Annotated in this window: 20 protein-coding genes; 17 read left to right on the forward strand and 3 right to left on the reverse strand. The window is 38.3% G+C overall.

The annotated features are described in order from the left end of the window. Positions 1-10: 10 nt before the first annotated feature. From ACE1TG_RS05110 to ACE1TG_RS05125, 4 genes are all read left to right on the forward strand, one after another. Positions 11-1,606: an N-acyl-D-amino-acid deacylase family protein gene (locus ACE1TG_RS05110; RefSeq protein ID WP_375051281.1), complete on the forward strand. Its 1,596-nt coding sequence runs from the start codon at positions 11-13 to the stop codon at positions 1,604-1,606. A gap of 23 nt (positions 1,607-1,629) precedes the next feature. After that, a complete protein-coding gene (locus ACE1TG_RS05115; RefSeq protein WP_375051282.1) occupies positions 1,630-2,436 on the forward strand; it encodes a serine hydrolase in 807 nt (268 codons plus the stop codon). A gap of 189 nt (positions 2,437-2,625) precedes the next feature. After that, a complete protein-coding gene (locus ACE1TG_RS05120) occupies positions 2,626-4,200 on the forward strand; it encodes an ABC transporter substrate-binding protein (protein ID WP_375051283.1) in 1,575 nt (524 codons plus the stop codon). Between the two features lie 66 nt (positions 4,201-4,266). Further along, on the forward strand, positions 4,267-5,445 hold the full coding sequence (locus ACE1TG_RS05125; RefSeq protein ID WP_375051284.1) for an LL-diaminopimelate aminotransferase: 1,179 nt from the start codon (positions 4,267-4,269) through the stop codon (positions 5,443-5,445). Positions 5,446-5,631: 186 nt separating this feature from the next. Here the strand turns inward: ACE1TG_RS05125 and ACE1TG_RS05130 are convergent, their stop codons facing one another. Then, positions 5,632-6,336 carry an IclR family transcriptional regulator gene (locus tag ACE1TG_RS05130; protein ID WP_375051285.1) on the reverse strand — a complete coding sequence of 235 codons (705 nt, stop codon included), beginning with the start codon at positions 6,334-6,336 and terminating at the stop codon, positions 5,632-5,634. Between the two features lie 106 nt (positions 6,337-6,442). Here ACE1TG_RS05130 and ACE1TG_RS05135 point away from each other — a divergent pair, with 106 nt between their 5' ends. The 3 genes from ACE1TG_RS05135 to ACE1TG_RS05145 are packed head-to-tail and all read left to right on the forward strand — an operon-like array spanning position 6,443 to position 10,378. Beyond that, a complete protein-coding gene (locus ACE1TG_RS05135) occupies positions 6,443-7,837 on the forward strand; it encodes a sodium:solute symporter family protein (protein ID WP_375051286.1) in 1,395 nt (464 codons plus the stop codon). Position 7,838: 1 nt separating this feature from the next. Beyond that, a complete protein-coding gene (locus ACE1TG_RS05140; protein WP_375051287.1) occupies positions 7,839-9,212 on the forward strand; it encodes a dihydroorotase in 1,374 nt (457 codons plus the stop codon). Positions 9,213-9,232: 20 nt separating this feature from the next. Beyond that, on the forward strand, positions 9,233-10,378 hold the full coding sequence (locus ACE1TG_RS05145) for a hydantoinase/carbamoylase family amidase (RefSeq protein WP_375051350.1): 1,146 nt from the start codon (positions 9,233-9,235) through the stop codon (positions 10,376-10,378). A gap of 111 nt (positions 10,379-10,489) precedes the next feature. On the opposite strand, the gene ACE1TG_RS05150 is transcribed toward ACE1TG_RS05145, so the two are convergent. Next, positions 10,490-10,717, reverse strand: a complete 228-nt coding sequence (locus ACE1TG_RS05150; protein WP_375051288.1) for a hypothetical protein — start codon at positions 10,715-10,717, stop codon at positions 10,490-10,492. A 254-nt stretch (positions 10,718-10,971) separates the two neighbouring features. Between ACE1TG_RS05150 and ACE1TG_RS05155 the strand changes: the two genes are divergently transcribed. From ACE1TG_RS05155 to ltaS, 7 genes are all read left to right on the forward strand, one after another. Further along, complete coding sequence (locus tag ACE1TG_RS05155; protein WP_375051289.1) at positions 10,972-11,736, forward strand: IclR family transcriptional regulator; 765 nt, start codon at positions 10,972-10,974, stop codon at positions 11,734-11,736. Between the two features lie 593 nt (positions 11,737-12,329). Beyond that, entirely contained in the window at positions 12,330-13,232 is a 903-nt protein-coding gene (locus ACE1TG_RS05160; protein WP_375051290.1) for a fumarylacetoacetate hydrolase family protein, read from the forward strand. Positions 13,233-13,251: 19 nt separating this feature from the next. Then, positions 13,252-14,277: a zinc-dependent alcohol dehydrogenase gene (locus ACE1TG_RS05165; RefSeq protein WP_375051291.1), complete on the forward strand. Its 1,026-nt coding sequence runs from the start codon at positions 13,252-13,254 to the stop codon at positions 14,275-14,277. Between the two features lie 24 nt (positions 14,278-14,301). Continuing rightward, entirely contained in the window at positions 14,302-15,486 is a 1,185-nt protein-coding gene (gene rhmD, locus ACE1TG_RS05170) for an L-rhamnonate dehydratase (RefSeq protein ID WP_375051292.1), read from the forward strand. An 87-nt stretch (positions 15,487-15,573) separates the two neighbouring features. Beyond that, entirely contained in the window at positions 15,574-16,917 is a 1,344-nt protein-coding gene (locus ACE1TG_RS05175; RefSeq protein WP_375051293.1) for a GntP family permease, read from the forward strand. A 366-nt stretch (positions 16,918-17,283) separates the two neighbouring features. Further along, positions 17,284-18,774: a malate dehydrogenase (quinone) gene (mqo, locus tag ACE1TG_RS05180; RefSeq protein WP_375051294.1), complete on the forward strand. Its 1,491-nt coding sequence runs from the start codon at positions 17,284-17,286 to the stop codon at positions 18,772-18,774. Positions 18,775-18,959: 185 nt separating this feature from the next. Continuing rightward, positions 18,960-20,906 carry a lipoteichoic acid synthase gene (ltaS, locus tag ACE1TG_RS05185; RefSeq protein ID WP_375051295.1) on the forward strand — a complete coding sequence of 649 codons (1,947 nt, stop codon included), beginning with the start codon at positions 18,960-18,962 and terminating at the stop codon, positions 20,904-20,906. 699 nt (positions 20,907-21,605) lie between these two features. Here the strand turns inward: ltaS and ACE1TG_RS05190 are convergent. Continuing rightward, entirely contained in the window at positions 21,606-21,980 is a 375-nt protein-coding gene (locus tag ACE1TG_RS05190) for a SpoIIAA family protein (RefSeq protein ID WP_375051296.1), read from the reverse strand. Between the two features lie 1,202 nt (positions 21,981-23,182). Between ACE1TG_RS05190 and ACE1TG_RS05195 the strand changes: the two genes are divergently transcribed. The 3 genes from ACE1TG_RS05195 to ACE1TG_RS05205 all read left to right on the forward strand — a co-directional run bounded on the left by ACE1TG_RS05195 (position 23,183) and on the right by ACE1TG_RS05205 (position 26,365). After that, positions 23,183-24,847: a peptide ABC transporter substrate-binding protein gene (locus ACE1TG_RS05195; protein WP_375051297.1), complete on the forward strand. Its 1,665-nt coding sequence runs from the start codon at positions 23,183-23,185 to the stop codon at positions 24,845-24,847. A gap of 340 nt (positions 24,848-25,187) precedes the next feature. Next, the gene (locus ACE1TG_RS05200) at positions 25,188-25,427 is read left to right on the forward strand and encodes a hypothetical protein (RefSeq protein ID WP_375051298.1); all 240 of its coding nucleotides are present in this window, start codon (positions 25,188-25,190) and stop codon (positions 25,425-25,427) included. 377 nt (positions 25,428-25,804) lie between these two features. Beyond that, positions 25,805-26,365, forward strand: a complete 561-nt coding sequence (locus ACE1TG_RS05205; protein ID WP_375051299.1) for a sigma-70 family RNA polymerase sigma factor — start codon at positions 25,805-25,807, stop codon at positions 26,363-26,365. Positions 26,366-26,529: the final 164 nt, after the last annotated feature.

Consider the following 26,529-nt stretch of genomic DNA (forward strand, 5'->3'; position numbering starts at 1 on the left):
GAATAAAGTTATGTTTGATGTTGTTATTCGTAATGGTATGGTTTGCGACGGGACTGGTAACCCTTGGACGCAATTAGATATAGCTGTTAAAGATAATAAGATAATTAATATGTCCAAGAATATTAAGGAATCAGCCCGGATAACTATTGATGCTTCTGATAAAGTGGTCTCTCCAGGATTTATTGATTCACATGTACATTCAGACTTATTATGTACAAGATCAGATATCCATAAAATCAAGGCTCTACAAGGGGTCACAACGGAACTGTTCGGTCAGGACGGCATTTCTGTTGCACCTGTTTCCAGGACGACAAAACCCCATTGGCAAGAACAAATGAAAGGCGTAAATGGCTATATTGGTGACTGGCCATGGGAAACAGTTGATGAATATCTAACATTTTTAGAACAATCCAATCTAATTGGTAATTCTGTGTTTCTTGTTCCACATGGTAATATTCGAACAATGGTAACAGGTAATGAGGGACGTGTGGCAGTTAAAGAGGAGTGTCAAAAAATGGCCAGGCTGGTAGAAGAAGCAATGAAACAAGGGGCTTGTGGAGTCTCCACAGGCATTCAATATCCACCTTGTTCCTATGCAAACCAGGAGGAACTCATCGAGATTTGTAAGCGGGTAACAAAGTATGATGGCTGTTTTGTCGTGCATATACGCAATGAAAGTAACACTTCATTAGAAGCTCTTGATGAAGTAATTAATGTTGCACGAGAGTCTGGGGTCCGCCTCCATGTATCACATTTTAAAGTTTGTGGAGCAATTAATCGTGACAAACTAGCTATAGCTCTTGATAAGCTTGATGAAGCAAGAATGGAAGGTATTGAGGTAACTTTTGATCAGTATCCATATACAGCTGCTTCTACGATACTGCAGGCAATTTTACCTCCATGGGCTCAGGCTGATGGTATAAGTGCGATGTTAAAACGGTTGGAAGATAAAGATATGCGAATGAAAATAAAGCATGAAATTTTAAACAGCGGTGAATATGATAATCCCGTTAGAAATAATGGATGGGACAACATAATTATTAATTCTGTTGCTTCTGCAAAAAATAGTAAATGGGAAGGTGTAAGTCTGGCAGAAATCGCTTCTGTCCAAGGTATCGACCCATCTGACGCTGCTTTTGATTTACTGATTCAGGAAAAAGCTTCGGTAACAATGATTATTCATTGGGGGGGTGAGGAGGATGTTATGAAAGTTATGAAGCATCCTTTACAAATGGTTGGCTCAGATGGCATTTTTAGTAGTAAACCGCACCCACGTCTATATGGTACATACCAGCGAATATTAGGAAAATATGTTAGAGAGGAAGAGGTTTTTCCTATTTGGGAGGCTATTAGAAAAATGACTGGAGCACCTGCACAGTTACTTCGTTTAAAAGATCGCGGTCTTTTACGGGAGAACTATATGGCAGATATTGTTGTCTTTGATCCAGAAACGATAACAGATAAAGCAACTTATGATGAACCTTTTTCAGATTCAACCGGTATTGTCCATGTTCTAGTGAACGGTGAATTAGCTGTAACAGAAGGAAAATACACTGAAAAAACCCCTGGTGTTGTTATTAGAAAAAAGTATAGTAATTCATTTTAATACTTTATGTGGAGGGTATAGGCGTGAAAAGTTTGCAGAACAGTATAGAAAATATCGTAATGAACGCCGGTGGTGAGTGGGCTGTAGTTGTGGAAGATTTAGATAAAGAAAAAATGATAGATATAAATAGCAATATTCAATTTCCAGCCAAAAGTCTTATTAAAGTTCCGATAATGGCGGCACTATTTGCTACTTATGAAAGAAGAAAAATAATTCTGAGCAATTATTTAACATTAAAGAGAGAGGATATTGTAAAAGGTTCAGGCATATTACAATTATTATCCCCGGGGACTCAGTTGACAATTTATGATCTAATGACTTTAATGATTGTTCAAAGTGATAACACTGCAACAAATATATTAATTGATTTAATTGGGTTTGAAGAAGTAGAAAACTTTATGCAATCTATTGGAATGGAAGACAGTTGTCTTAAAAAGAAGTTAATGATTTATCCAGTACAGAATGAGTTTGATAATGAAAATTACATTACCGCATCAGATATATCCCTTCTATTTAGAAAATTGGCCACTGGTAAAGTTATTTCCCTTTATAGCTCTCAACAAATGATAAGTATTTTAAAACAGCAACAGATACGAAATGGGATACCAGCATATTTACCCAATAGTAAAAGTACAATAATTGGTGTACAACCAAAGTGGGAACTGGCAAATAAAACTGGCTGGGACTCAGAGCATCAACATGATGCAGGTATCCTATATGCAGGCCAGCGCAGTATGGCTATATCGGTGCTCTCTAAAAATGCCGATTCTACTAAAGCATTAGACGCAATAGCTAATATTAGAAAGGAAGTATACCAAACTATGATTTAAAGAATGTTCAAAAGAATAGAAGAAAAAAACTTGTTAGTGGAGGTGTGCTGGATGTAAATAGAGCATTTTAGTTACTCTGTTCGATCAATTTGTTGTCTATAAAGCTAGATTGCAAAAAGTTCCGTATTAAAGAGCATTCTTATAGATTTACAGAAAGGTGTTTAAGTAGCTAAAAAGGAGGAGAATAGTTTGAAGTTTAACAATAAATTTTTGTACGGTGTCTTGTTCATAGTTGTTGTACTGTTGTTATTTGGTTGCTCGTCTGAGAGTAACAGTGACAGCGGGTCTGATGGCGGAGAGTCAGCAGATGAGTTAAGAGTAGCGTTAAATGCTCAGCCGCCAACATTGGATCCACTAATAAGTACTGCAACCGTTACCAGGGATATAGCACTACAAATTTTTGAACCCCTTGTAACTATTAATGCGAATCTCCAACCCGAGCCAATGTTGGCTGAGTCTTATGAAACGAGTGACGACGGTAAATTAATAACATTCCATCTAAGAGAAGGTATCAAATTTCATAATGGAAAAGAAATGACAGCCGAAGATGTGGTTGCATCAATGCAACGCTGGCAGGAGTATTCCTCTAGAGCAAAGGCCGCTTTTAGTGAAGGTGTGTTTAAAGCAAAGGACAAATACACTGTTTTGTTAGAATTGCAAAAACCAAATAGAACTGCATTTTCTGTACTATCAAGCACTACACAGCTACCTGCCATCATGCCTAAAGAAGTTATAGAGTCTGCAGGTGAGGATGGGATAGATGAATATATAGGTACAGGACCCTTTAAATTTGATGAATGGAAACAGGATCAGCATATAAAGTTAACAAAGTTTAAAGAGTATCAAGCTTCATCAGCTCCAAGTGATGGGCCAGCAGGTAAGCGAGAGGCGCTGATAGAGGAACTTTATTTTATGATTGTAACTGATTCATCTACTCGATTGGCTGGTATGAAATCAGGAGAGTATGACCTTGCAACAACAATTCCGTTTGATAGTTATGATCAGATAGAATCTGACAGTAATATAAAACCGTATACAGGGCCAAGTGGTTTCAATCTAATTGTATTTAACAAAAAAGAAGGAGCGTTTTCTGACGTTAAAGTACGACAAGCGGTTGCTGCAGCATTGGATTTAGAAGAGATTTTAATAGCCTCCCTTAGCAGCGAAAAATTTTACAGAATGAATCCGGGATTAATGATGAAAGAACAATCGGATTGGTATACGCAAGCAGGAAGTGAATATTATAATCAGAAAGACCCTGAGAAAGCAAAAAGATTATTACAGGAAGCAGGTTATGATGGTGAACCAGTAACATTTATCACCAGTCGTGAGTATGAAGATTTTTATACAGCTTCTGTAGTAGTAAAAGAGCAATTAGAAGAAATAGGTATGAATATAAACTTAGAGGTATATGATTGGGCAACAGTAATAGAAAGTCAAGGAGATTCAACCGCTTATGATGCCTTTATTACAGGCTTTGGTATAAATACAGATCCTACGCAGCTAATATTCCTTGATTCAAAAAATGGTTGGGCAGGTTGGACGGACAGCCCGAAAATTGATCGTTTACTTGACGAGATAAGAGGTGCTAGTTCTAAAGAAGAAGCAAAAGCTAAGAATGAGGAATTACAATTGGCAGCCTGGGAGTATTTACCTGTTCTTAAGATAGGTGATAAAAATTTCCTTTATGCAGTCTCGAAAGACGTAAAAGGTTTTAAGGATATTATAGGCATGAACTTTTGGAATGTTGAAAAGACCAATTAGATAATAATTTTGGATTATTTAATCGTTAATAAATAATTTGAAATTAATTTGAGGTGGTTTTAACCGATGAAATACAGATCTACCAAACTTTCTAACATACCTCCTTATCAATTTGCTGAAATACAAAAAAGGAAGTACGAGCTTATTGATACAGGAGTAGATATTATTGATTTGGGAGTAGGCGATCCGGATCTCCCAACACCAGATCATATTGTGAGCAGGATGATAGATGAGCTGGGTAATCCTGCTAACTCCAGGTATCCGAGCTTTGGTGGTTGTCAGGAATTTAGAGAGGCTGTTGCTGATTTTTACAGGCGAACTTATGGTGTAGAGCTTGATCCTAAGACGGAAGTACATGCTTTAATTGGCTCAAAAGAGGGAATTGGGCATCTAATGCAGGCGGTGGTAGATCCTGGTGACTCCGTTTTGATCCCAGATCCTAGTTACCCGGTCTACCGTATGGCTACCATTCTTGCTGAGGGAAGTTATCATCCAATGCCTTTAGAAGCGGAGAATGGATTTAAACCAAAGTTTTCTATTATTGATAAAGACATAGTTAATAATGCGACGGTGATGTTTTTAAATTACCCAAATAATCCCACTGGAGCAACTGTCGATCTAGAATTTTACAAACAGGCTGTTGATTTTGCTAAACGAAACGATATCTTACTAATTAATGATTCTGCTTACAATATGGTAACTTATAATGGTTACAAAGCCCCAACAGTTTTCCAAGTATCTGGAGCAAAAAATTTAGCGGTTGAATTCGGTTCGTTGTCAAAATCATATAGTATGACAGGATGGCGCATTGGATACGTTGTCGGGAATAAGGATGTCATTAACTCATTGTCGATTTATAAAAGCAACATAGATACTGGTGTGTTTACACCTATTCAGAAGGCTGGAGCACATGCTTTAAATAGTGATCAGAGTTGTGTTGAGGAACATAATCAAATTTATAAAAAGCGCGGGGAGGCTATGATTAAAGCGCTGCAATCAATTGGAATTAAGGCAGAGACTACGAACGCCACTATATTTCTATGGGTCCCTGTGCCAGAAGGATACACATCTGAGCAATTTGTCGCTACTATCTTAGAACATACAGGGGTGATTTTTACTCCCGGGAATGTTTTTGGACCGAGTGGTGAGGGGTATTTTCGAATTTCCCTATCCGCCTCCACTCCAAGAATTAATGAGGCGATAAAAAGAATAAAGGAATTAAAGGACAGATTCCTTGTCCAATAACAGTCTATTCGCAAACCACAGCATTGAGCAATGCTGTGGTTATTTAAATTATCAAGTAAAGTCTAAGTAGTACTTATAAGAACTCCCGATATAAAAACATTCCGTATACTCGTAATAATCCTCTTTTACACATGAAGTAAAACGAACTCTTTTAGTTTTTCAGCAGTCCCAACCTGTCCCCTGCCTCTATTCCAAATGTAATGCAATGTCGATTGCTCCTTCTTTTAATTTTTCGATATAGGTGTTGATGTTGTCATCTTTTATTCTGAAGGCTGGTCCTGCGATTGAAAGTCCGCCGAGTACATACTTTCCACCTTTAAGAATAGGAACTGATATGCCAATTGCGTTATCATCGACTTCTGAATTTGTAATGGAGTATCCGACTTTTCTAATTTGTTCTATTTCTTGATTTAATACTTCCCCCTCCTCATGTGTGAGGTTGGATTCGATCAGGAATTGGCGATGTTTTTCTTCTAAATTGGCCAATAATACTTTTGATGAGGCACCTTTAAAAATATCTAATATTTGTCCTTCTACAAAGGAAAACTTCAAATTATGCATACTTTCGAAATGGGCGAGCACTCTTACCTTAGATCCATTAACAACCGTTAAATTAACGGATTCCCCACTTTCTCTATTAATTTCTTGCATTATCGGTAAGGATGCTTTAATTAATGGATCAAGTGAACCCCTTTTAACTCTTGAAATTTCATCAGCTAACCAGCCTGGTGCATACATGCCTTTCCCAATAGCTTCTATTAATCCAGCTTCAATTAAATTTTTGATATGTCGATAGAGTGAGCTTCTTGGCACATCTGTTTCATTTAAAATTAAATCAATATGTAATGGTGTTCCGTGTGTATGAAATAATTGAAGGATTTTATAATTCATTTCAACAACTCCTTTTTGTCTCATTATGTAAGATGTCAGGTTTGTCTAAATATTCATCATAATATATGATTTTAAACACAAAATCAATACTAAAGGAGGATTTACTTTGAATACCAATCTAATATTATTTCTATCAATTACGATTGTGCTTTTAAGTATAGTAACTTTTTCTTATTTTTTGGGACGAAAAAAGAAAGGGATTGAAAACTGGTATGTCGGAGGCAGGGCATTACCGCTATATGTACAAATTGGTACGCAATTCGCTACTGTAATGGGTGGTGCAACTATTGTTGGTCTTGTAGGGACTGCCTATTCAAGTGGTTGGTCAACTTTAACCTATGGCATATTAACAATGATAGGATTTTTCCCATTTTTATTTATGGCTAAATGGCTTCGAAATAGTAAGTTTGAAACAATGCCAGATATTATTAGAGACATTTATGGACGCAATCCAGTGTTATCGATTCTTACAATTCTGTGTACGTTAATTGTTCCGTTTGGCTGGATGATTACGCAATTGGTTGGTTTTGGGAAAATTTTTGCAACGATCACAGGTATGAATGCATCGCTAATGGTAGCCATATTTGCGATTATTAGTTTGGCGTTTGTATTGCCAGCGGGAATGACATCGGTTGCATGGACTGACTTTATTTTTGGCTGTGGTATGGCAATTGGTGCGGTTATTTCCTTCTTTATGGCGTTAAATATGGGAGATGGCTTTCAATCGATTATGTCGAATACACCAAGTGAAATATCTGATTTCCCTAAAGGATTAGTAGGTGTTGGAATGGGGACGGTGTTATTTTGGGTTTTTGGTGTGATGCCTGGTAACTTAACGAACCAGCAGCTTTATCAACGCATTTATTCGGCAAATAATGCCAAAAATGCTACGAAAGCTATAGGTGTAACGGCTGTTCTATTTGCGATTGCAACATTTTGGTCTTCAACTATTGGTCTGACTGTTCGTTCACTTAATCCTTCATTAGATAATCCAGAAAAAGCAACAGGCTGGTTTTTAACTCAAACCCCCGACTGGTTTTTAATTATGTTTTCAGTATTTATTGTTGCGACAATTATGTCTACATTAAGTAGTGCTGTTCAATCAGTAGTGGTAACGATTACAAAAGATATTTACACAAATTACATTAACCCTGATGTTAAAGAAAAGAAGCTCCTGTCTATTTCTAGAATCGTGTCTATTGTTGTGCTTACGATTGCCGCGTCATTGGCAATTTTCTATCCGCAAGCTTTAGGGTGGATCGTTGCATCGTTTGCTTATTCGGTATCGGCATTACTGATTCCGATTATTGGCGGGTTTATCCTTAGAGATAAAAGCGTTCTTAATAATCGCGCAGGTATCATTAGCATTGTTATGGGGTTATTAGGCTCGGCAATTGCCCACGGATTGGGAACAAGTATGTATGTCGTTTACGGGTTAATTGGATCATTTTTAGGATTAATCATTATGGCAGGTATAAATAAAGCAGCAAAGGAGGATTAATATGATGTTCGAAAAAGTAGTAAGAGGTCATATTGTGACACCAGAGGAGAACTTTTTAGGGGAAATCGGTATTATCAATGGCAAAATAGAAGAGGTTTCAAAAATGCAAGATTATTTAGACGGGGAAACGGTGCATGATTTTGGAAACGATTATATTTTTCCAGGATTTATCGATACACACGTGCATTGCTATAGTAATCCAAATGAAGGGATTCAACGCGCATCCATGGCAGCAGCGAAAGGTGGCATTACACTCTTTATAGATATGCCTTATGATTTACCAACACCTGTGACAAATAAAGATATATTGAATGAAAAAATTGATACAATTAATAAAGAGTCCGTGGTCGACATTGCCTTATGGGGAACGGTTCCTAAAGAAAACGGTGCGGCAGTAGTAGATGAATTAGCTGATAATGGTGTGGCAGGTTTTAAACTTTCAACATTTGAGACGGACCCTTATCGATTTCCGAGAATATCAGATGCCGATATATTAGAAACAATGAAAAAAGCGGCAAAAAGAGATTTAGTTGTTGCCTTCCATGCTGAGAATGATGAATTATTAACGCGTTATATTGAAGATGCAAAGAGCGAAAATCATGTTGAACCTATTTATCATAACTTGACTCGGCCACCTGTCACAGAAACGACAGCTGTGATCAAGCTGCTAGATATGGCTACATGGGCAGATGCGAAGTTGCACATCGTTCATGTCAGTCATGCAAAAAGTATCGAATATATTAATTGGTTTAAAGCACAAGGAGCGAATGTGACGGCTGAAACATGCTATAATTATTTGCTATTAACGACTGAGGATTTGAAGGAACTTGGTCCAAAAGCAAAAATCAATCCACCTTTAAGGGAACCGGATGAGTTGAAAGCATTAGAAAAACAGTTACTTAATGGGAGCATTGATTTTATTACGTCTGATCACGCGCCTTGGCAAAAAGCGGATAAGTCAATAGGAAATGACAACATTTTTAAAGCAAAATCAGGCTCTCCTGGTTTGGAATTTATGATTCCATTACTTTTTGATTATTTGATCGGTGAAGAAAGGGTTACGTTAAGCAATTTTGCAGAATTGTTAGCACTAAATCCAGCCCAAAGGTTTAACCTAGACAATAAAGGGTCTATTGAGCAAGGTAAAGATGCTGACTTTACGGTTATTAATCATCGAGTTTCATGGCAAATTGATGAGAATGAGTTTATTTCGATTTCTGATGTCTCACCATTTCATGAGCATACGGCAAATAATCGTATTGAGGCGACTATTGTACGGGGTGAAATGGTTTATACCCATGATCATGGTGTTGTAGAGAAAAATAGCGGTCAATTTGTTAAACCGAGTTTAATTAAGGATTGTGATGATCAGTGAAAATAAATAAGCAAAGATTAATGATTATGTTAGATGAAGTAAATCAAATTACTTTAGAATCAGAAGGTGTTACACGTTTAGCTTATTCAGAACAAGAAGAAATGGCACTCGACTGGTTTATTGATAAATGTGAAGCTCATGACATAAGAACGTATCGTGATGCAATTGGAAATGTCTTCGGTACAATAGGTCCAGAAGACGGAAAAGGAGTGTTGATTGGATCGCATTTAGATACCGTCAAAGATGGTGGTAGATATGACGGTGCACTAGGTGTCGTGGCGGGGCTTGAAGTATTAATGACATTAACTGAAAATCATGCGGAATTAAAGCGACCTGTTACGGTAGTATCATTCCGTGGTGAAGAGGCTAATATATTGGGAGGTACGTTTGGCAGCCGGGCATTTTGTGGCATGATTGATTTAAATGATGATTTTATTGACAGGTTAAAACAAACGCCCTTTTCGCTTCAGCAAGTTAAGGATACGGCGAATGTTGACCAATATAGTGATTATATTGAGCTCCATATTGAACAAGGAAAAACATTAGAAAAAGATAATATAAATATTGGTATTGCAAATACGATTGCTGGTATTAAACGATTAGATGTGACTGTTCACGGAGAGTCTGCTCATTCTGGTACGATGGCAATGACTGAGCGGGAGGATGCCTTAACACATACAGCTAACATACTACTAAATTTTGAAAAGATTGTAAAAAGATATGGCATTCCTAATGTGGGGACAGTAGGAGAACTATTTGTCCATCCGAACTTACCTAATGTCGTACCAGGGAAAGTAGAATTTGTTCTGGAAGTCAGAGGAACAAATATCGAGACGATGCGCGATATAACAGAAGAGATTTCAAACTATGCGCGCCAAAATTATAATGCGACTATTAAACCAAATGTTGAAAAGTATCCATCTGATTTATCGGAAATTATTTTAGCAGCAGCTGAAAAATCTTGCAAAGAAACAGGTATGAGCTATCACGTGATGACAAGTGGTGCGAATCATGACGCCAACTCACTATCCACAATCATGGACTCAGGACTTATATTTATCCCATGCCTAAACGGAGTAAGCCATAACCCTAAGGAATTTGCCGCGCCAAAAGACATCGAAAACGGTGCGAATACACTGTTAGGCACAGCCTTGAAATTAATGTGACTCAGGTGGTTGTTATCATTGAATGTGTTATTACATCCATTTTGTTAAGTGAGGGTTATAGTTATCGGGTTCTGCTACATTGCTAAAATTCCATTCGTTGATTCAAGCTATTTATGGATATGCGTAAAATGTCGTATAGCCATCAACTAAAAGATAACTCCCACTTGCCTGGTCAAATGTCACTTCTAGTAAGAAAGATGAAACTCGTTCATTTGAGATCTTCCTTTGCTCACGATTCAACTGTGCATTGGCAATTTCTAAATCATCAATAAATGGTTTGATGCACTGCAAATTAATGTATACTAACTCATTCGGACGAAATCTCTGGATGTTATTCATAGGCTGTCATTCCTCTCATCAACAACCTATGTTCTGTAACGATTGTCTTATTCCTGAATTCGGTGTCTATCACCTCGAACGATTGAATGTTATGGATTCATTGGGATCAGCAGCCACTACAAGTGCCAAAATCCCCTTTAAAAAGACGAGACACGAAATCTCCCCTAATATTGTCGCTAATTTATGTGTGTTATAATAAAGTAGGTTTACTATTATAAACTGGGATTTCACTGATAAAGGAGCGGTGGTTGAGATTGGTAAAGCAAAAGTATTGGGTGCCGGCGCTGGAAAGATCAAACCTGATTATTGAACAAATTGCTACGAATCCGGATGGGTTAAGGTTGATTGATTTAGCCAATCGTTTAGAAATAAATAAAAGTTCTATGTATTCTTTATTAAATACAATGGAGAAGTTAGGCTGGATTGAAAAAGGACAGAATGAGAAATATAACCTGGGCTCAGTTTTAGGATTTATTGGTTCCACTTATTTAAATCAATTCAACATTATGGAAACGTTTTCTAGTGAGGCTAAAAAGGCGATTCAAATCGTGGATGAACATATTCAGTTAGGCAAACTAATGGGTGGTGATGTTTTTTATATCGGTAGGGAAGAAGGAAGCTCACCGGTCAGACTTGTAACAGATCCAGGAACCCGTTTTGCGGCATACGCTTCAGCAATCGGAAAGATTCAGTTGGCGCAGTATGAATATGACGAACTAAAAGAAATTTATAAAGATGAGTCATTTAAAAAGAAAACGGACTATACAGTGGAAAACATTGACCAGCTATGGGACCAGTTACAAAAGGCAAAAATAGATGGGTATGTGGTTGAAGAACAGGAGGGTGCTGAGGGTTTTTATTGTGTCGGAGCACCTGTCTATGATCATAGCAATAGAATTGTTTATGGCATAAGTTTTACTATGCCAAAATCGAGTTGGATAAAGAAGAAAGAAATAGCTACCAAAGAAATTATTGAATTAGCAAACAAACTATCTAAGATAAGCGGCTATTTAGGATAAAACTATGAAGGTATTAATGATGTCATATTCCTGTTTGAATGGGATATGGCATTTTTTATTGGCTAGGAAATTATAAAATTTAAGCACTGTGGATAATTGGACTTCCGAATCAGCGACGTCCAGCTCCGACGTACAGGACGTACTAGTGCCGGTGACGCCACAGGACGTGGCGGTCTCACCGGCCAGCGCCTAGCGCCTAGTGGACTTCCCTCCCCGTGTCTACGATAAGTCAACATCGAATCGCTTACGCTCTTCGTGTATCCTTTATCTCACACGGGTCAGTCCAGTCCATACGGCGCTGAACAGGCGCTTGCGCTTTTGTTTCTTGGTTAGAAAATTGAGCGCATAAGCGTAGCGAAGGCTTTCCCTATTAAGGCTAATTATTAACCAAAATTGAAGAAGGTTAAAAATTATTTGACAATGGAATGTCTTATGTTTTACTATATTAAATAGTTCATTTAATAAAACTAAGTTTACTATAATAAACTTAAGAAAAAGAGGAGATTCTACTAAAAGGTAGATAATCTGCCACTTGATTAGATCTTTATGGAAACGTTATCAAATTTAATAATTAACTAATAAGGAGTGGAAACATGAAATTACTCACATTCAAATTAGAGGAACAAGAAAGAATTGGTATTCAGGAAGACACAAATGTATATGACTTGGGGAAATTAGTAGATTTATATAATAAAGCAACTGATCAACATGTATCATTAGTAAATAATTTGGATGATTTGGTAGTTAATAATGATAAAACATTGCCTGTTATTAACAAAGTTTGGACGTGGGCAAAAGAAAACGCAGATAAAGTAACGGAAGCGATTTATCGTTATAAGGACCTCAAGGTGTTGAATCCGGTATCTCGTCCAGGAAAAGTGGTTTGTGTAGGAAATAACTATATGGACCATTGTATTGAACAGAATGTGGAACCACCAAAACAACCGATGATTTTTTCAAAATGGCCTTCATGTCTAACAGCTCCTGGTGAAGCGATTGATTTACCTGAGGAATCCGATCAGGTAGATTATGAAGCAGAGCTTGCAGTTGTCATTGGGAAAAAAGGTAAAAATATCCCTGAAGAAAATGCAATGGATTATGTCTTTGGTTATACAATTCTTAATGATGTCAGTGCCAGGGATGTACAATTTGCTGATGTACAGTGGGTAAGAGGAAAATCCTATGATACATTTGCGCCAATTGGTCCTGTTATTGTTACAAAAGATGATATTGAAGATCCGCATCACTTGGATATTAAACTGGAATTGAATGGGGAAAGATTGCAGGATTCAAATTCGAAACACTTAATATTTAATATTCCATTCATCATTTCGTATCTGTCAAAAGGTTTCACATTTGAACCTGGAGATATCATTGCAACCGGAACACCACATGGGGTTGGCGTTTTCCGTGATCCGCAATTATTTTTAAAATCGGGTGATACCTGCAAAATTGAGGTAGAGAATATTGGGGTACTGGAAAATCCGGTTCGATAACAACGAGGGGGGAAAACAGATGAAAGTACTATCATGGAATGGACCAAAGCAAATGGATGTAGAGGAAAGGTCCGTACCCGAACTGGCAAAGGATGAAGTATTGGTAAAAGTGGATGTCGCCGGTATTTGCGGTTCTGAAATTGAGGGCTTTTTAGGACATAATAGTTTGCGTGTACCACCGCTCATAATGGGCCATGAGTTTAGTGGACATGTGGAGCGTTTAGGCGATGAAGTTAATGGAGTTACAAAGGGTGCAAAGGTTGTCGTAAATCCACTATTAACTTGTGGAAGCTGTAAACAATGCGTACGAGGTAATGAAACGCAATGTGAAAACAGAAAAATTATCGGAATTCACCGTTCAGGTGCATTTGCGGAATATGTTGCTGTTCCTGCAAGTGCAGTTGTTGAAGTGCCTGAAAGTATTGACTCCTATGCTGCCGCTCTGGCAGAACCATTAGCTTGCTGTTTTAGAGCTGTAAGAAGGGTGCTTGCTTTACATACCGTTCCAAATGTATTGATATATGGTGCGGGAGCTATCGGTTTATTAAGTTCTTTTGTTGCAAAAGAACTTGGTGCAAACCATGTAATTGTCGCTGATATTAATGAAGAACGGTTACAAACATTGAATGAAATTGGTATTGAGCACACTTTGAATAACGGTAAGGACGGGTTTGAACAGGAACTGGAGAAAATCACTGGTGATAAAGGTATAGATGTGTTAATTGATGCCGTCGGATTTCTGCCAACCAGATCACAGGCAGCTAAAGTTATCAACCCTGGTGGCGTTATTATGAATGTTGGACTGGGAGTTAATGAGACACCTTTACCAATCAATGACTTTATTAGAAGTGAGATTACGGTATTAGGATCTTTCTGTTATTCCAGACAGGATTTCCAAGATGCAGTTCAATTACTTGTTAATGCCAAGGTTACACCAGATGGATGGACAGAAGTTCGTAAACTGGAAGATGGTCAGCAATCTTTCATGGATTTAATTGAAGGCAAAGTTAAAAACAGCAAAATTTTCCTTGATCTTAATAAATAATAGGAATTTTAGGGAGGGAGAACAATGGGGTTAACTGGTCAGAAGATCAAAGACATTCGTGCATATGTTGCAGGAGGTGGTGGCGGTGACTACCACGATCAGGGACAGGAACATTGGATTGTCAATCAAATTGCAACACCAATGAGTATTTATCCTGAATACAAAAAAACAAGAACCAGTTTTGGCATTAATGCTTTAAAGACATTAGTAATCGAAGTTGAAGCGGATAATGGAGAAGTTGGTGTTGGAATTTCAACAGGAGGCTACCCGGCTGCATGGATAGTCATGAATCACCTGGACCGATTTATTGTTGGACAGCCAGTGGAAAATGTTGAAAAAATGTGGGACCAAATGTATCGGTCAACAATGTATTATGGCCGAAAAGGTGTAGTTATGAATGCGATTTCAGCAGTCGATCTTGCATTATGGGATTTAATTGGAAAAATCAGACAGGAACCTGTATATGCCATGATTGGCGGAAAGGTCCGAGATGAGATTTCGTGTTATGCAACCGGACCGCGCCCGGATTTGGCTAAAGAAATGGGCTTTATCGGTGGTAAAATTCCACTGGTATATGGTCCTGCTGATGGCGAAGAAGGGTTACGGAAAAATATTGAACAGGCAGCAGACATGCGTGAACGGGTAGGCGATGATTTTTGGCTTATGTGGGATTGCTGGATGTCACTCGATTTGCCATACGCACAAAAATTAATGGAAAAATCATCAGAGCTTGGATTTAGATGGATTGAGGAATGCTTCAACCCAGATGATTACTGGGCATACCGTGACTTGAAGAAAAAGGCACCAAATAACATGATGGTTACCGGCGGAGAGCATGAAGCGACACGCTATGGATTCAGAATGTTAATGGAGTTCAGTGACGTGGATATTATCCAGCCGGATGTTGGATGGTGTGGTGGATTAACCGAACTAATAAAGATCGGTAATTTGGCTGAAAGCTATGGAAAGTATGTAATTCCTCATGGCAGTGGGGTATACAGCTATCATTATGTGACTACCAAAATAAACAGTCCGTTTGCAGAATATCTGGTAATGAGCCCAAATGCAGACAAGGTTGTTCCGCAGTATTACCCATTACTTGAGGACGAAGTTATTCCAGAAAACGGTAAAGTCAAATTAAACGACCGTCCAGGCTTTGGGGTAAGTCTCAATAAAAATGCAAATCTGCAGAAAGTAAATAAAGATTAATAGTATGTTCAACTTCCAGGGCGAGGCAACCTTGTTTCGCCCGGAAGTAGATAACTATATTTTTTAAATAACAAAGGGGGAATAAATATGAGTGAAGATATTCTTTTGATAGGATACTTATTTTTATCACTTGTAATCATTTTAACGTTAGCAATGAAGTTTAAATTTAATGTTGCTGTGACGTTAGTTATTGCCAGTTTATTTATGGGGATCGTTTCAGGACTTGGACTCGTAGAAACCTTAACTGGTATTTCAGAAGGCTTTGGAGGATTAATGACTGAATTGGGTATTCCAATTGGTCTAGGTGTTATATTGGGTAAACTTATTTCCGATTCCGGTGGTGCTTACTCGATTGCAACAGCAATTTTGAACAGGACCAGTGAAAAATGGGCTTTATATGCCTTGGGTGCTGCTTCGTTCATTCTGGCAATACCAGTATTCTTTGATGTTGCCTTCATAATCTTGGTGCCATTAGCAATTCAATTGGGGAAACAAGCCAATAAACCTTTACCATATTCTGTAGGAGCGATCATAATTGGTGCGGCTGTAGCACATACACTGGTACCACCAACACCAAATCCATTAGCTGCGGCAAGTATATTGGATTTTGACTTAGGAATTATGATTTTGATAGGTACATTAGTTGGGTTTGCGGCTACAATGTTAACAATCAAACTATATTTCATTATTTTAGATAAAGGATTTTGGAATAAAGAGCAGGATGAGGATGAGTCATTAGACAATACTTTTGGAAGAGTAGACGTTCCATCAAATCCGCCATCTGCATTGCTTGCCTTAATTCCAATCATTTTGCCAAGTATTATGATTATTTTAGGTTCAGTTGGAAGCGTTTTCTATGATGAAAATCCTGCTGTAATTGCCTTCTTTAGTCATCGGATTATTGCATTATTAATTGGTACATTAGCAGCCTACTTTATTGCAGCCAAATCGCTTAGCAAAGAAGAAAGGGATAATTCCTCTTCAGAAGCAATGCAGGCAACAGGTATCGTATTGTTAATTACCGGTGCTGGTGGAGCTTTCGGTAAAATTATCGAAAATACTGGCATTGACCAGGCTATTGTAAATATATTTGTAAGCGATGCCCAGTCAACCATAAGTATTATTTTGGTAGCATTTTTTATGGGTGTTATGTTCAGGACAATCACCGGTTCAGGTACAGTAGCCGGTATTACGACAATGACTATTATGGCTGGAGTCGCAACAGGTGTCGATATTCATCCGGTTTGGGTTGCCATGGCTTCTCTTTCAGGTGGATTAATGCTCGGGCATGTGAATGACAGTGGATTCTGGATTTCAACCAAAATTGCTGGATTAACAGTTAAGGGTGGTTTGAAAACATATACCACTAGTGAAGCAATTGCCGGTTTCGTCGTATTATTCATTACGATAATCGGAGCACATATATTCTAAGTATAATATTTATAGAGAATGTTATCATACGAGTTTCATAATTACCTTTCATATTTCCATAAGGGTATGCAGGAACCAACAATATGGCTCCGTTTTCAAAAGCTAGTTCCATTTGCTTTCGAAAACGGGGCTTATGGTCTTATAATTCCGAAGTTCGAGGATAAAAGAATGAATCTCCTTCAATAAAGCTATTGTGAATGGGCATATCCTTATACGTTCGGGTGTCGATGCGCCAAGCTTGATTTTTTAAGAATATAAATAGGATATTTTTTGCACAGATGTTGGTAAGAGTATTGTAAAATTGTTAGAACGTGCAGGATGTGAAGTAGAGTTATATAACTACTATATAAAAGGGAGTGAGCCAAAATGAGTTATGAATCTACATCAGACGTTGTTTTAATAGGTGCTGGGATTATGAGTGGAACTCTGGGGGTATTGATTAAAGAATTAGAACCTGATTGGAAAATTACAGCTTTCGAGCAGCTTGGAGTTGCTGGTGGAGAAAGCTCTAATGAAAAAAACAATTCAGGAACAGGACATGCCGCATTATGCGAGCTGAACTATACAAATGAACAATCTGATGGTTCCATCGATATAAATGCAGCAGTTAGAATAAATGAACGTTTTCAATTGTCTAGGCAACTCTGGGCTTATTTGGCAAATCGTAACTTAATCGAGAACCCACGTAATTTTATTACTAGCTTACCTCATATGAGTTTTGTTAAAGGCGAGGAGAATGTAGCATTTCTAAAAAAACGATTTGAAGCATTATCTAGCCATCCCTTATTTCAGGAAATAGAGTTTTCCGAAGATCCAGAGCGATTAAAAGAATGGTTCCCGCTGATAATGAAAGACAGGTCAGCAAATGAATCTGTTGCCGGATCGAAAATTGATGATGGTACAGATGTTAACTACGGGGAATTGACCCGCACCATGTACGATTACCTGGAAAAAGAAAACGTAACAGTTAATTACAATCATAATGTGTTAGATATTAAGCAGACCACAGATGGGTTGTGGAAATTGAAGGTTCGGGACAAAAACGGTGCAATTGGAACGCATACTTCGAAGTTTGTTTTTATAGGAGCTGGCGGTGGTAGCTTACTATTATTACAGAAAACCGGAATTCCTGAAGGGAAACACATTGGCGGTTTTCCTATCAGTGGACAATATCTGGAATGTAATAATCCTAAGGTGATCGAACAGCACTACGCAAAGGTATATGGTAAAAATCCACCTGGTGCCCCGCTAATGGTTGTTCCGCATTTGGATACGCGATTTATCAACGGTAAAAGGACATTAATTTTTGGTCCTTTTGCAGGCTTTTTGCCGAAGTTTCTTAAATCAGGATCAAATATGGACTTGTTTGCTTCATTTAAAGCGAACAACATGATTACCATGTTAGCAGCTGGCGTCAAAAATATAGCGTTGCTGAAATACTTGATTCAACAATTGAGACTATCAAAGCAAGAGAGGATGAATGAATTACGAGAATTCTTCCCTAATGCAAAAGATGAAGATTGGGAACTTAAAGTTGCTGGGCAACGAGTGCAAGTAATTAAAGATACGCCAGCTGGTAAAGGAACCATTCAATTTAGTGATACGGAAATTGTTCATAGCCATGACAAAACATTGGCTGCATTACTTGGTGGTTCGCCGGGTGCATCAACATCTGTTTCAGACATGCTTGGATTGCTTGAAAAATGCTTCCCGCAAAAGCTTGATGAGTGGAAACCAAAATTAAAAGAAATGATTCCCTCTTATGGTGAAACGTTATCTGATAAACCCGAACTTATCATTGAAATTAAGACGTCAACAATGAAAGCATTGGGACTGGATGAATTAAAGGAGTATTAGATATAGTGCCTGTTACCTTGGACAATTTAGAATAGTCTAGGGTGACAGGTACTTTTATTGGAACCTGCCTCTGTCCCAATTGAGAAAAATTCCCCTTGTTAATTACTTTGCAAAGTGTTTTAATATAGGGATGAATTTAATTATTATTGAACTGGAAAAGGTATGTGGTACTGATGAACAAATTGATGAAACCAAATAAATCTATTTCAAAAATGACATTCTTTTTTGCTGCGGTAGGTTTGCTCTGGTTAAAAACGTATTTAACATATATTTATGAATTTAATCTTGATATACAAAATAGCATGCAGGAATTCCTCCTGTTCTTTAATCCGCTTAGTTCTGCTCTGGTATTTTTGGGCATAGCGTTATTTGCAAAAGGGAAACGGGCAGGTATTTGGATTATTGTAATAGATTTCCTGATGAGTTTTCTGTTATATGCAAATGTTGTCTATTACCGTTCAGCTGCTGATTATATTACACTGCCAACCCTAACACAGACTGCTAATTTCGGCAGTCTGGGAGGAAGTATTGCTAGTTTAGTAGCCTGGCATGACCTGTTTTACGCTGCAGATATTATTTTATTAATTGCTTTGTTTATCTGGAGCAGAACTAGCTGGTCAGACAGCCGTCTGAAATTGAGAAAGCCTGTTCTTGTTCTTGCTGCCGGAATAATGGCGTTTGCTGTTAATCTGCAATTAGCTACTGATGATCGTCCAGAGCTGTTAACAAGGACGTTTGACCGTAATTATATTGTAAAGTATCTAGGTTCATACAATTTTGCAATTTATGATGCGATTCAAACAGCACAATCTTCAAGACAGCGAGTGTTTGCTGACAGCAGTGATATTACGGTAGTGGAAAACTACACGACGGCTAAATATGCTAAACCAAACCCAAATCTTTTTGGTGTTGCCAAGGGTAAAAATATCATTAAAATTCATCTTGAGTCATTTCAGTCATTTTTAATAGATTACAAGCTTCATGGTGAAGAAGTAACACCATTTTTAAATTCACTGGTTCACAACCAGCGTAAAAACTTTACGTATTATGATAACTTTTTCCATCAGACGGCACAGGGTAAGACTGCCGATGCCGAATTGATATTGGACAATTCGTTGTATCCTTTGCCACAAGGGGCGGCTTTTGTGACAAAAGGACAAAATACGTATCAGGCACTGCCTGCAATCTTAAAACAGAACCAAAATTATACGTCAGCTGTGTTCCATGGAGACAACAAAACGTTCTGGAATCGGGATGAGATCTATAAGCAATTTGGCATCGACAACTATTTTCATGCTAAGTATTATGATATGAATAAAGATAATGTTATTAATTATGGCTTGAAGGATAAGCCTTTTTTCAAACAGTCAATGTCGATGCTGAAGTCATTAGAAAAGCCATTCTATGCTCACATGATGACCTTAACCCATCATCATCCATATAAGATAAGTGATAAGGAAGCATCAATTAAACCCGCTAACACAGGTGACCCATCTGTGGACCGGTACTTCCAGACGGCAAGATATTTGGATGAGTCCCTAAGGCAATTCTTTTCCGATTTAAAAGAAGCAGGGTTATATAAAGATTCGGTAATCATGATTTATGGTGATCACTATGGCATTTCAGAAAACCATAACAAAGCTATGAAGCAGATTACTGGTGAAAAGATTACAGACTTTAAACATACACAATTACAGCGTGTTCCTTTCATGATTAAAGTTCCTGGTGTGGAAGGTAAAGGAACTGTTCATGAATACTCAAGTCAAATCGATGTAATGCCGACACTGCTGCACTTAGTTGGAATTAAGGCTAACAAATACATCCAATTTGGCACGGATATGTTCTCAAAAGACCATAAGGATTTTGTTGCCTTCCAAGATGGTGATGTCGTCACACCGGAATATACATTTGCATCCGGGGAATTTTATGACAATGATACGGGAAAAAAATTAGAGCCGACAGAAGAAATGAAGGAAATGAAAAAGAAGGCGCATCACGAGCTTAAGCTTTCGAATAAAGTGCTCTATGGGGATTTGCTGCGTTTTTATGAACCAACTGAAAAATGGCAACCTGTGGACGCATCAGAATACTCTTATATTAAAGAAGAAGATACTTCACAAGAGGATGAATAAGATTATATGGCATGAGTCCGGGTACCGAACTGTGTAGAATGTCCTAGCTTAATAGTTTAATATAAATTGAAGCTCTCATATGAGGGCTTTTTTATGGCTCTAGGAAATTATAAATTTAAGTGCAGTGGTTAACTGGACTCCCGAATCAGCCACGTCCAGCTCCAGCGCCTAGCGCCTAGTGGACTTCCTTCCTCGTGTCTACGATAAGTCAACATCGAATCGCTTACGCTCTTCGTGTATCCTTTATCTCACACGGGTCATTCCAGTCCATACGGCGCTGAACAGGCGCTTACGCTTTTGTTCTATGAAAGACATGCAGATGTGGAAGTATATCCTAAAAAAAGATGTATTAAACGGCTGGTAAGGCACCGACGCAAGCGAATGACCCCAATGGATATATAACTTGGCAGATTGGTGATTGGAGGATTAAAAAGTGTCAAAGTAAAATCCAAACTAACTGAAAAATGGTGCATATAACTTCGGAAATATACTTCGCTTTCCGCGAGCAGCTGGTAAGCCTCCGAAGTGCTAATGCACTTCGGAGGCTCACCTAGGCTTTTCTTCCCGCAGGTATATTTCCTACGCTGGTTCGTGCATTATTCGTCCTTTATGTTGCACTTTTCGTTATGTCCTAGTCACTTTTATTTAAGTCATATTGGAACAGGTCTCGAACAGGAATCTATTCCTGAAACAAGGAACCTATCCCTCTCTGTCAGAGTATTCCTCACGAAGCCATTCTCTTGCTGCTTCCAGTTCTTCCAGCGGATACTGGATTATTTCTATACCTGGTATCAGCTTTTCAATTTTTTTGTTAAGGCCAACAAACGTCTCATCGGCTACAATGGCGCTTTTATTTATGCTTTTCAGATGGGTAACAATCTTCCAGCCTTCTAATAGTGCTTTTGGAGTGTTTCCGTCGATATTCTTGAAAATAAATAATATGTTTACCGGTTTCTCTTGTTGCTTCTTAGCCTTTAAAGCCTCTTCGAATTTTTGCAGGTCATCCTGTGTCGCTGTACCCTCAGTCGTCACTTCTAAAATTTCGCCCTGTTTTTCACCTTTTATTTCCAACATATGTCTCATCCTTTCATTTTAACCTTTGTATACAGTATTTCACTCTAACTATGAAATGAAACATCGAAGGCTAAATTGTGGTGGGATGCAGTTTTTCTGTCACAAAAAAACACCCAGCATCCGAATCAGCGACGTCGTTGCACCAGCGCCTAGCGCCTAGTGGACTTCCCTCGCCGTGTCTACGATAGGTCAACATCGAATTGCTTACGTTCTTCGTGTATCCTTTATCTCACACGGGAAAAGGAAGATTGACTAACACCGCCGCTTTGCGCGGCAACGTCGACCCACCCGCGATGCCCGGGCGCAGTCCATACGGCGCTGAACCTCCTAATTTACAGTCAGCATAGCATTAAACCCTTCTTTGCTTATTTATAGTATAGTATAAATTTATACCTCTTTATTCTTGCTTACTGAACAAAAGCGCTAGCGCTATTCTAAGGAGTATCGATCAAAGTCATTATATAATACATAAAACTGATCGCCACCTTCGTAAAACTCTTCCTTTGCTTTTACAAAGTTTAAAGCTATTGTTCCTATAGTTCCTTGATAATTTGCTATTTAAGCATCCATGGTGTTAAAACCAATTTGCTGACCAAAACGACTAGCAAAAAACTCTGCCAATTTTCTCCTGTACCCGCACGTGGAATTTAAATAGATATCTTTTATTATTATCTTAAGGGTTTTTAAGCCAAAATTTGGCTCTTGTCCCGGAGACATGACTTTTAGTATCTTTTTCCCAGGATGAAACGTCTAACACCATAAGACCGCCCTTTTCTATTGCTTACTTCCGTTATAGATGTCTTTTACGATTATGTCATGCCTTTTTACGGAAACTGATCTGCATGAAAAAACTTAAGATTGAACATTTAATCAAAATATGTAATAGTAAAATAATTACTTAAATTTATAACAATCGTTGTAGGGGAACTGGTGTTGCCGGTTGAGAGTGCATCCAATAAGGTACTGATCCTTGGAACCTGATCTGGCTTAAACAGTGTAGGAAACACAACAAATAGTCTGATGCTGTTTTTGTATGTATTTCCAAACATTCTGGGTAGTAGTCCAGGATGTTTTTTATGGCTTCAAATGATTGTTTTGGTAAAGGAGGATTGTGAACGACGGCTGTACAGACGTTTAGCAGTACCCTTAAGAGGTGGTGCTGTGTTAAATTTTTGCAAAAGAGATAAAAGGAGGCAAAAAAGATGAATTACATACGAACCATTTCATTCGTTTCACTGTTGTTTTTACTTGTCTTAACTGCTTGCAGCGGGGAGACGCAGGATGAAACGGCAAGCGATGAAGATACTGGCGGGGAAGAAGAAAAAGTGCTCCACCTGAGTGCACCTGGCCAAATTCCTGGATTGAATCCAACAATGGCTGATAACGACTTTAGCTTTAGAATCATTAACCAGGTATTTGAAGGGTTATACCGGCTGGATAAAAACGGGGATCCGCAGCCGGCCGTGGCAGCAGGCGAACCAAAGGTCAGTGCGGATAATCGGGTTTATACATTTAAAATACGGAAAGATGCCGTATGGTCGAATGGCTCCCCTGTTACAGCGCATGACTTTGAATATGCCTGGAAAAAGGCAGTTGATCCAGCGACTGGTGCAGCTTACGGGCCACAATTCGAGGAAATCATCAAAGGAGCTACAGAAATTTTAAAAGGTGACAAGCCAGTCGATGAGCTTGGCGTCGAAGCCCTGGATGACCGTACATTAAAAGTAACGCTCGAGGCGCCGATTCCATATTTTAAAGAGTTATTGACTACAGCTATCTTTTTCCCACAGCCCGAGGAATTCATTGAGGAGCAGGGAGATCAGTATGCGACAGACAGTGAACATACCTTGTTTAATGGTCCATTTGTACTAAAAGACTGGGATGGAACAGGAAACTCATGGACATATGCGAAAAATGATCAGTATTGGGATAAGGATGCTGTGAATGTTGACAAGATTAAGGTTGACGTTGTGAAGGATACGCAAACTGCAGTTGATCTTTACACGAATGGCCAGCTTGACCGAGTAGGGCTGACAGGTGATTTTGTTGATAAATTTTCATCAGATGAAGAGTACCATACCTTTTTGACAGGTGCGGTACGATTTTTGAAAATGAACCAAGGAAAAGATGGCAACAAGACAAACCTTGCCAATTTACACATCCGAAAAGCCTTGAATATGGCATTGGACAGAGAAGGAATTGTCAATGAAATCCTCAATAACGGCTCCAAAGTTCTGTATGGAACGGTACCATGGGGCGTTTCGGAGAACCCGGAAACCGGTAAGGACTTTCGTGCAGAAAATGGAAAGCTGACTCATTATGATGTGGATAAGGCGAAAGAACATTGGCAGCAGGGGTTAAAGGAATTAAATAAGGATGAACTGGAATTTAAATTAACGACATCGGATTCCAGTGCGTCGGTAACCATTGCTGAGAACCTCAAACATCAGTGGGAGTCCAATCTTCCCGGTCTGACGATTACTATTAAAAACGTTCCGCCCGAACAAAGTATCGATGCGAACGTTAATCAGAATTACGAACTTATTTTGACTGGGTGGGGCGGTGATTACCAGGATCCGATGACATACTTGAATCTGTTTATTACAGACAGCCCGGGCAATCACACAGGATATTCAAACGAAAAATATGATGAATTAGTCCTTGCATCCAAATCTTCTCTCGGAGATAAACCGATGAAGCGTTGGAATGCATTGCTGAAAGCGGAACAGCTCTTAATTGAAGAAAGTGCTGTGTTAGTTCCACTCTACCAAACTGGTACAGCCTATCTGCAAAAAAGTAATGTGAAAGACCTGATTACCTATAAGGTAAGTGCTGAAAACTATAAATGGGTGGACATAGAAGAGTAAATGGGATCATTGCGCTAAAGCGTTTTTTGTGTGATTTGTGCATGCCGAATGTAGAAAAATAGAAAAGGTAATAAGTATGAACTGTAGTAACTGCTAGACTTTGATACATATATCAAGGTCTAGCAGTTTCTTTTATAAATGCTTACAGCAGATGGAACGGCTTATGCACATGGGATATGCCAGTAAAACTCGTGTATAAAAGCATTTTCTTATCAAATTTTACAAATTTTCGACACTTTTTTAATAAAAATTGAATTTTAAGTCGAAAATGGAAAATTATAGATGACGAATTAGTGAACATACTCTATTATATAAGAGAATAATGAAGGAGGGATGAAAAATGAATGTTAAAGAATATGTAACGTTCGAAGAATTCTTTAAGCAAAATCAAAAAAGAATTCACTATCATATGCACAAGCTGGGTAGCTATAATATGACTCAGGAGTTTTATGTAGAAGGAATATATGAGTTGTGGATGGCATACAGAAAATATGAGCCAAACAACGGTCCATTGGCAACATACTTTAACTACATAATCTGCAATCGACTCATCGAAATGAAAAACAACGAGAGAAGGTAGCAACGTAAAATACGGATAAAGTAATTGCCAAATTGAAAGCGCACCCATAGAGGTGAATGGTTGCAAGAATTAGGGGCAGAAGTGCTAAGCATTAGTTGTGTATCAGTATAAGAATATAGAGCTGTTAGATCATTAGTGGATATTCTCTATTGCTCTAGCAGTTTTTGTCATTTCTAATAAAGTTTCATATCTGCATATTTAAATTTTTTCAACAAAATGCCACCTTTTGCAGTGTTCTTACGATTATACATATGAATAGAGGAGTAATCTGAAAATCATCATTTCGCCAGAATGCATTTTATAGCGAAAATTGAGAGATACATAGGATGAGGTTTAGGGGGAATTGCTCTATTACATAGCTGCTAGGGGGAGAAAAAATGACTGAAAAGGTGAGTATGACGTTTGAAGAAATCTTTAAGCAAAATGAGAAAAGGATCCATTATCATATGCTGAAGCTTGGAATTAACGATCCGCATCGGGAATTCTACGTGGAAGGACTGTATGCAATGTGGGCGGCTTACAAGAAATACGACCCAGATAAAGGACCGCTTGCAACCTACTTCAATTACACAATTCGCAACCGTCTAATCGACATGATTCGAACAAAGACAAGAGAAGAATGCAATCAAAAGAAAATTATTAAACACGAATTATGCGAAGTAGATAACGGCAACAGCTGTGGTACATTAAAACTGCCAATGATCGACTCGGCTGGCATCACCATCGAAGATAATACCTTCTGGCAAAACGTGAAGTCCAAGCTAAGCGAAAATCAATGGAAATGGGTGCAACTCTTCATCATCGAAGGCATGTCCATGCAAGAAATCGCCCAGCAGGAAGGTGTATCAACTGATGCTGTGAAAAGCTGGGGAAGAGAAGTTAGGAAGAAGTTGAAGGGTGAAGGAGAATATTTGGAGAGTTTGTATAGTCCATCTTAGGTTGGGAAGGGAGTCTCAGGGTTAGCAGGAAAGGTTAGTATAATTTGAGAAAGTTTAATATAGCATATCTATAAACGTCATTCTTATAAGAAGGGCGTTTTTATGTGAAAAAACGCATATTCTTATCAAGTTTTTTTGATATACTTAATTATTAACACAATAAA

This window comes from Virgibacillus sp. JSM 102003 (genome assembly GCF_041949995.1).
Lineage (GTDB): Bacteria > Bacillota > Bacilli > Bacillales > Amphibacillaceae > Lentibacillus.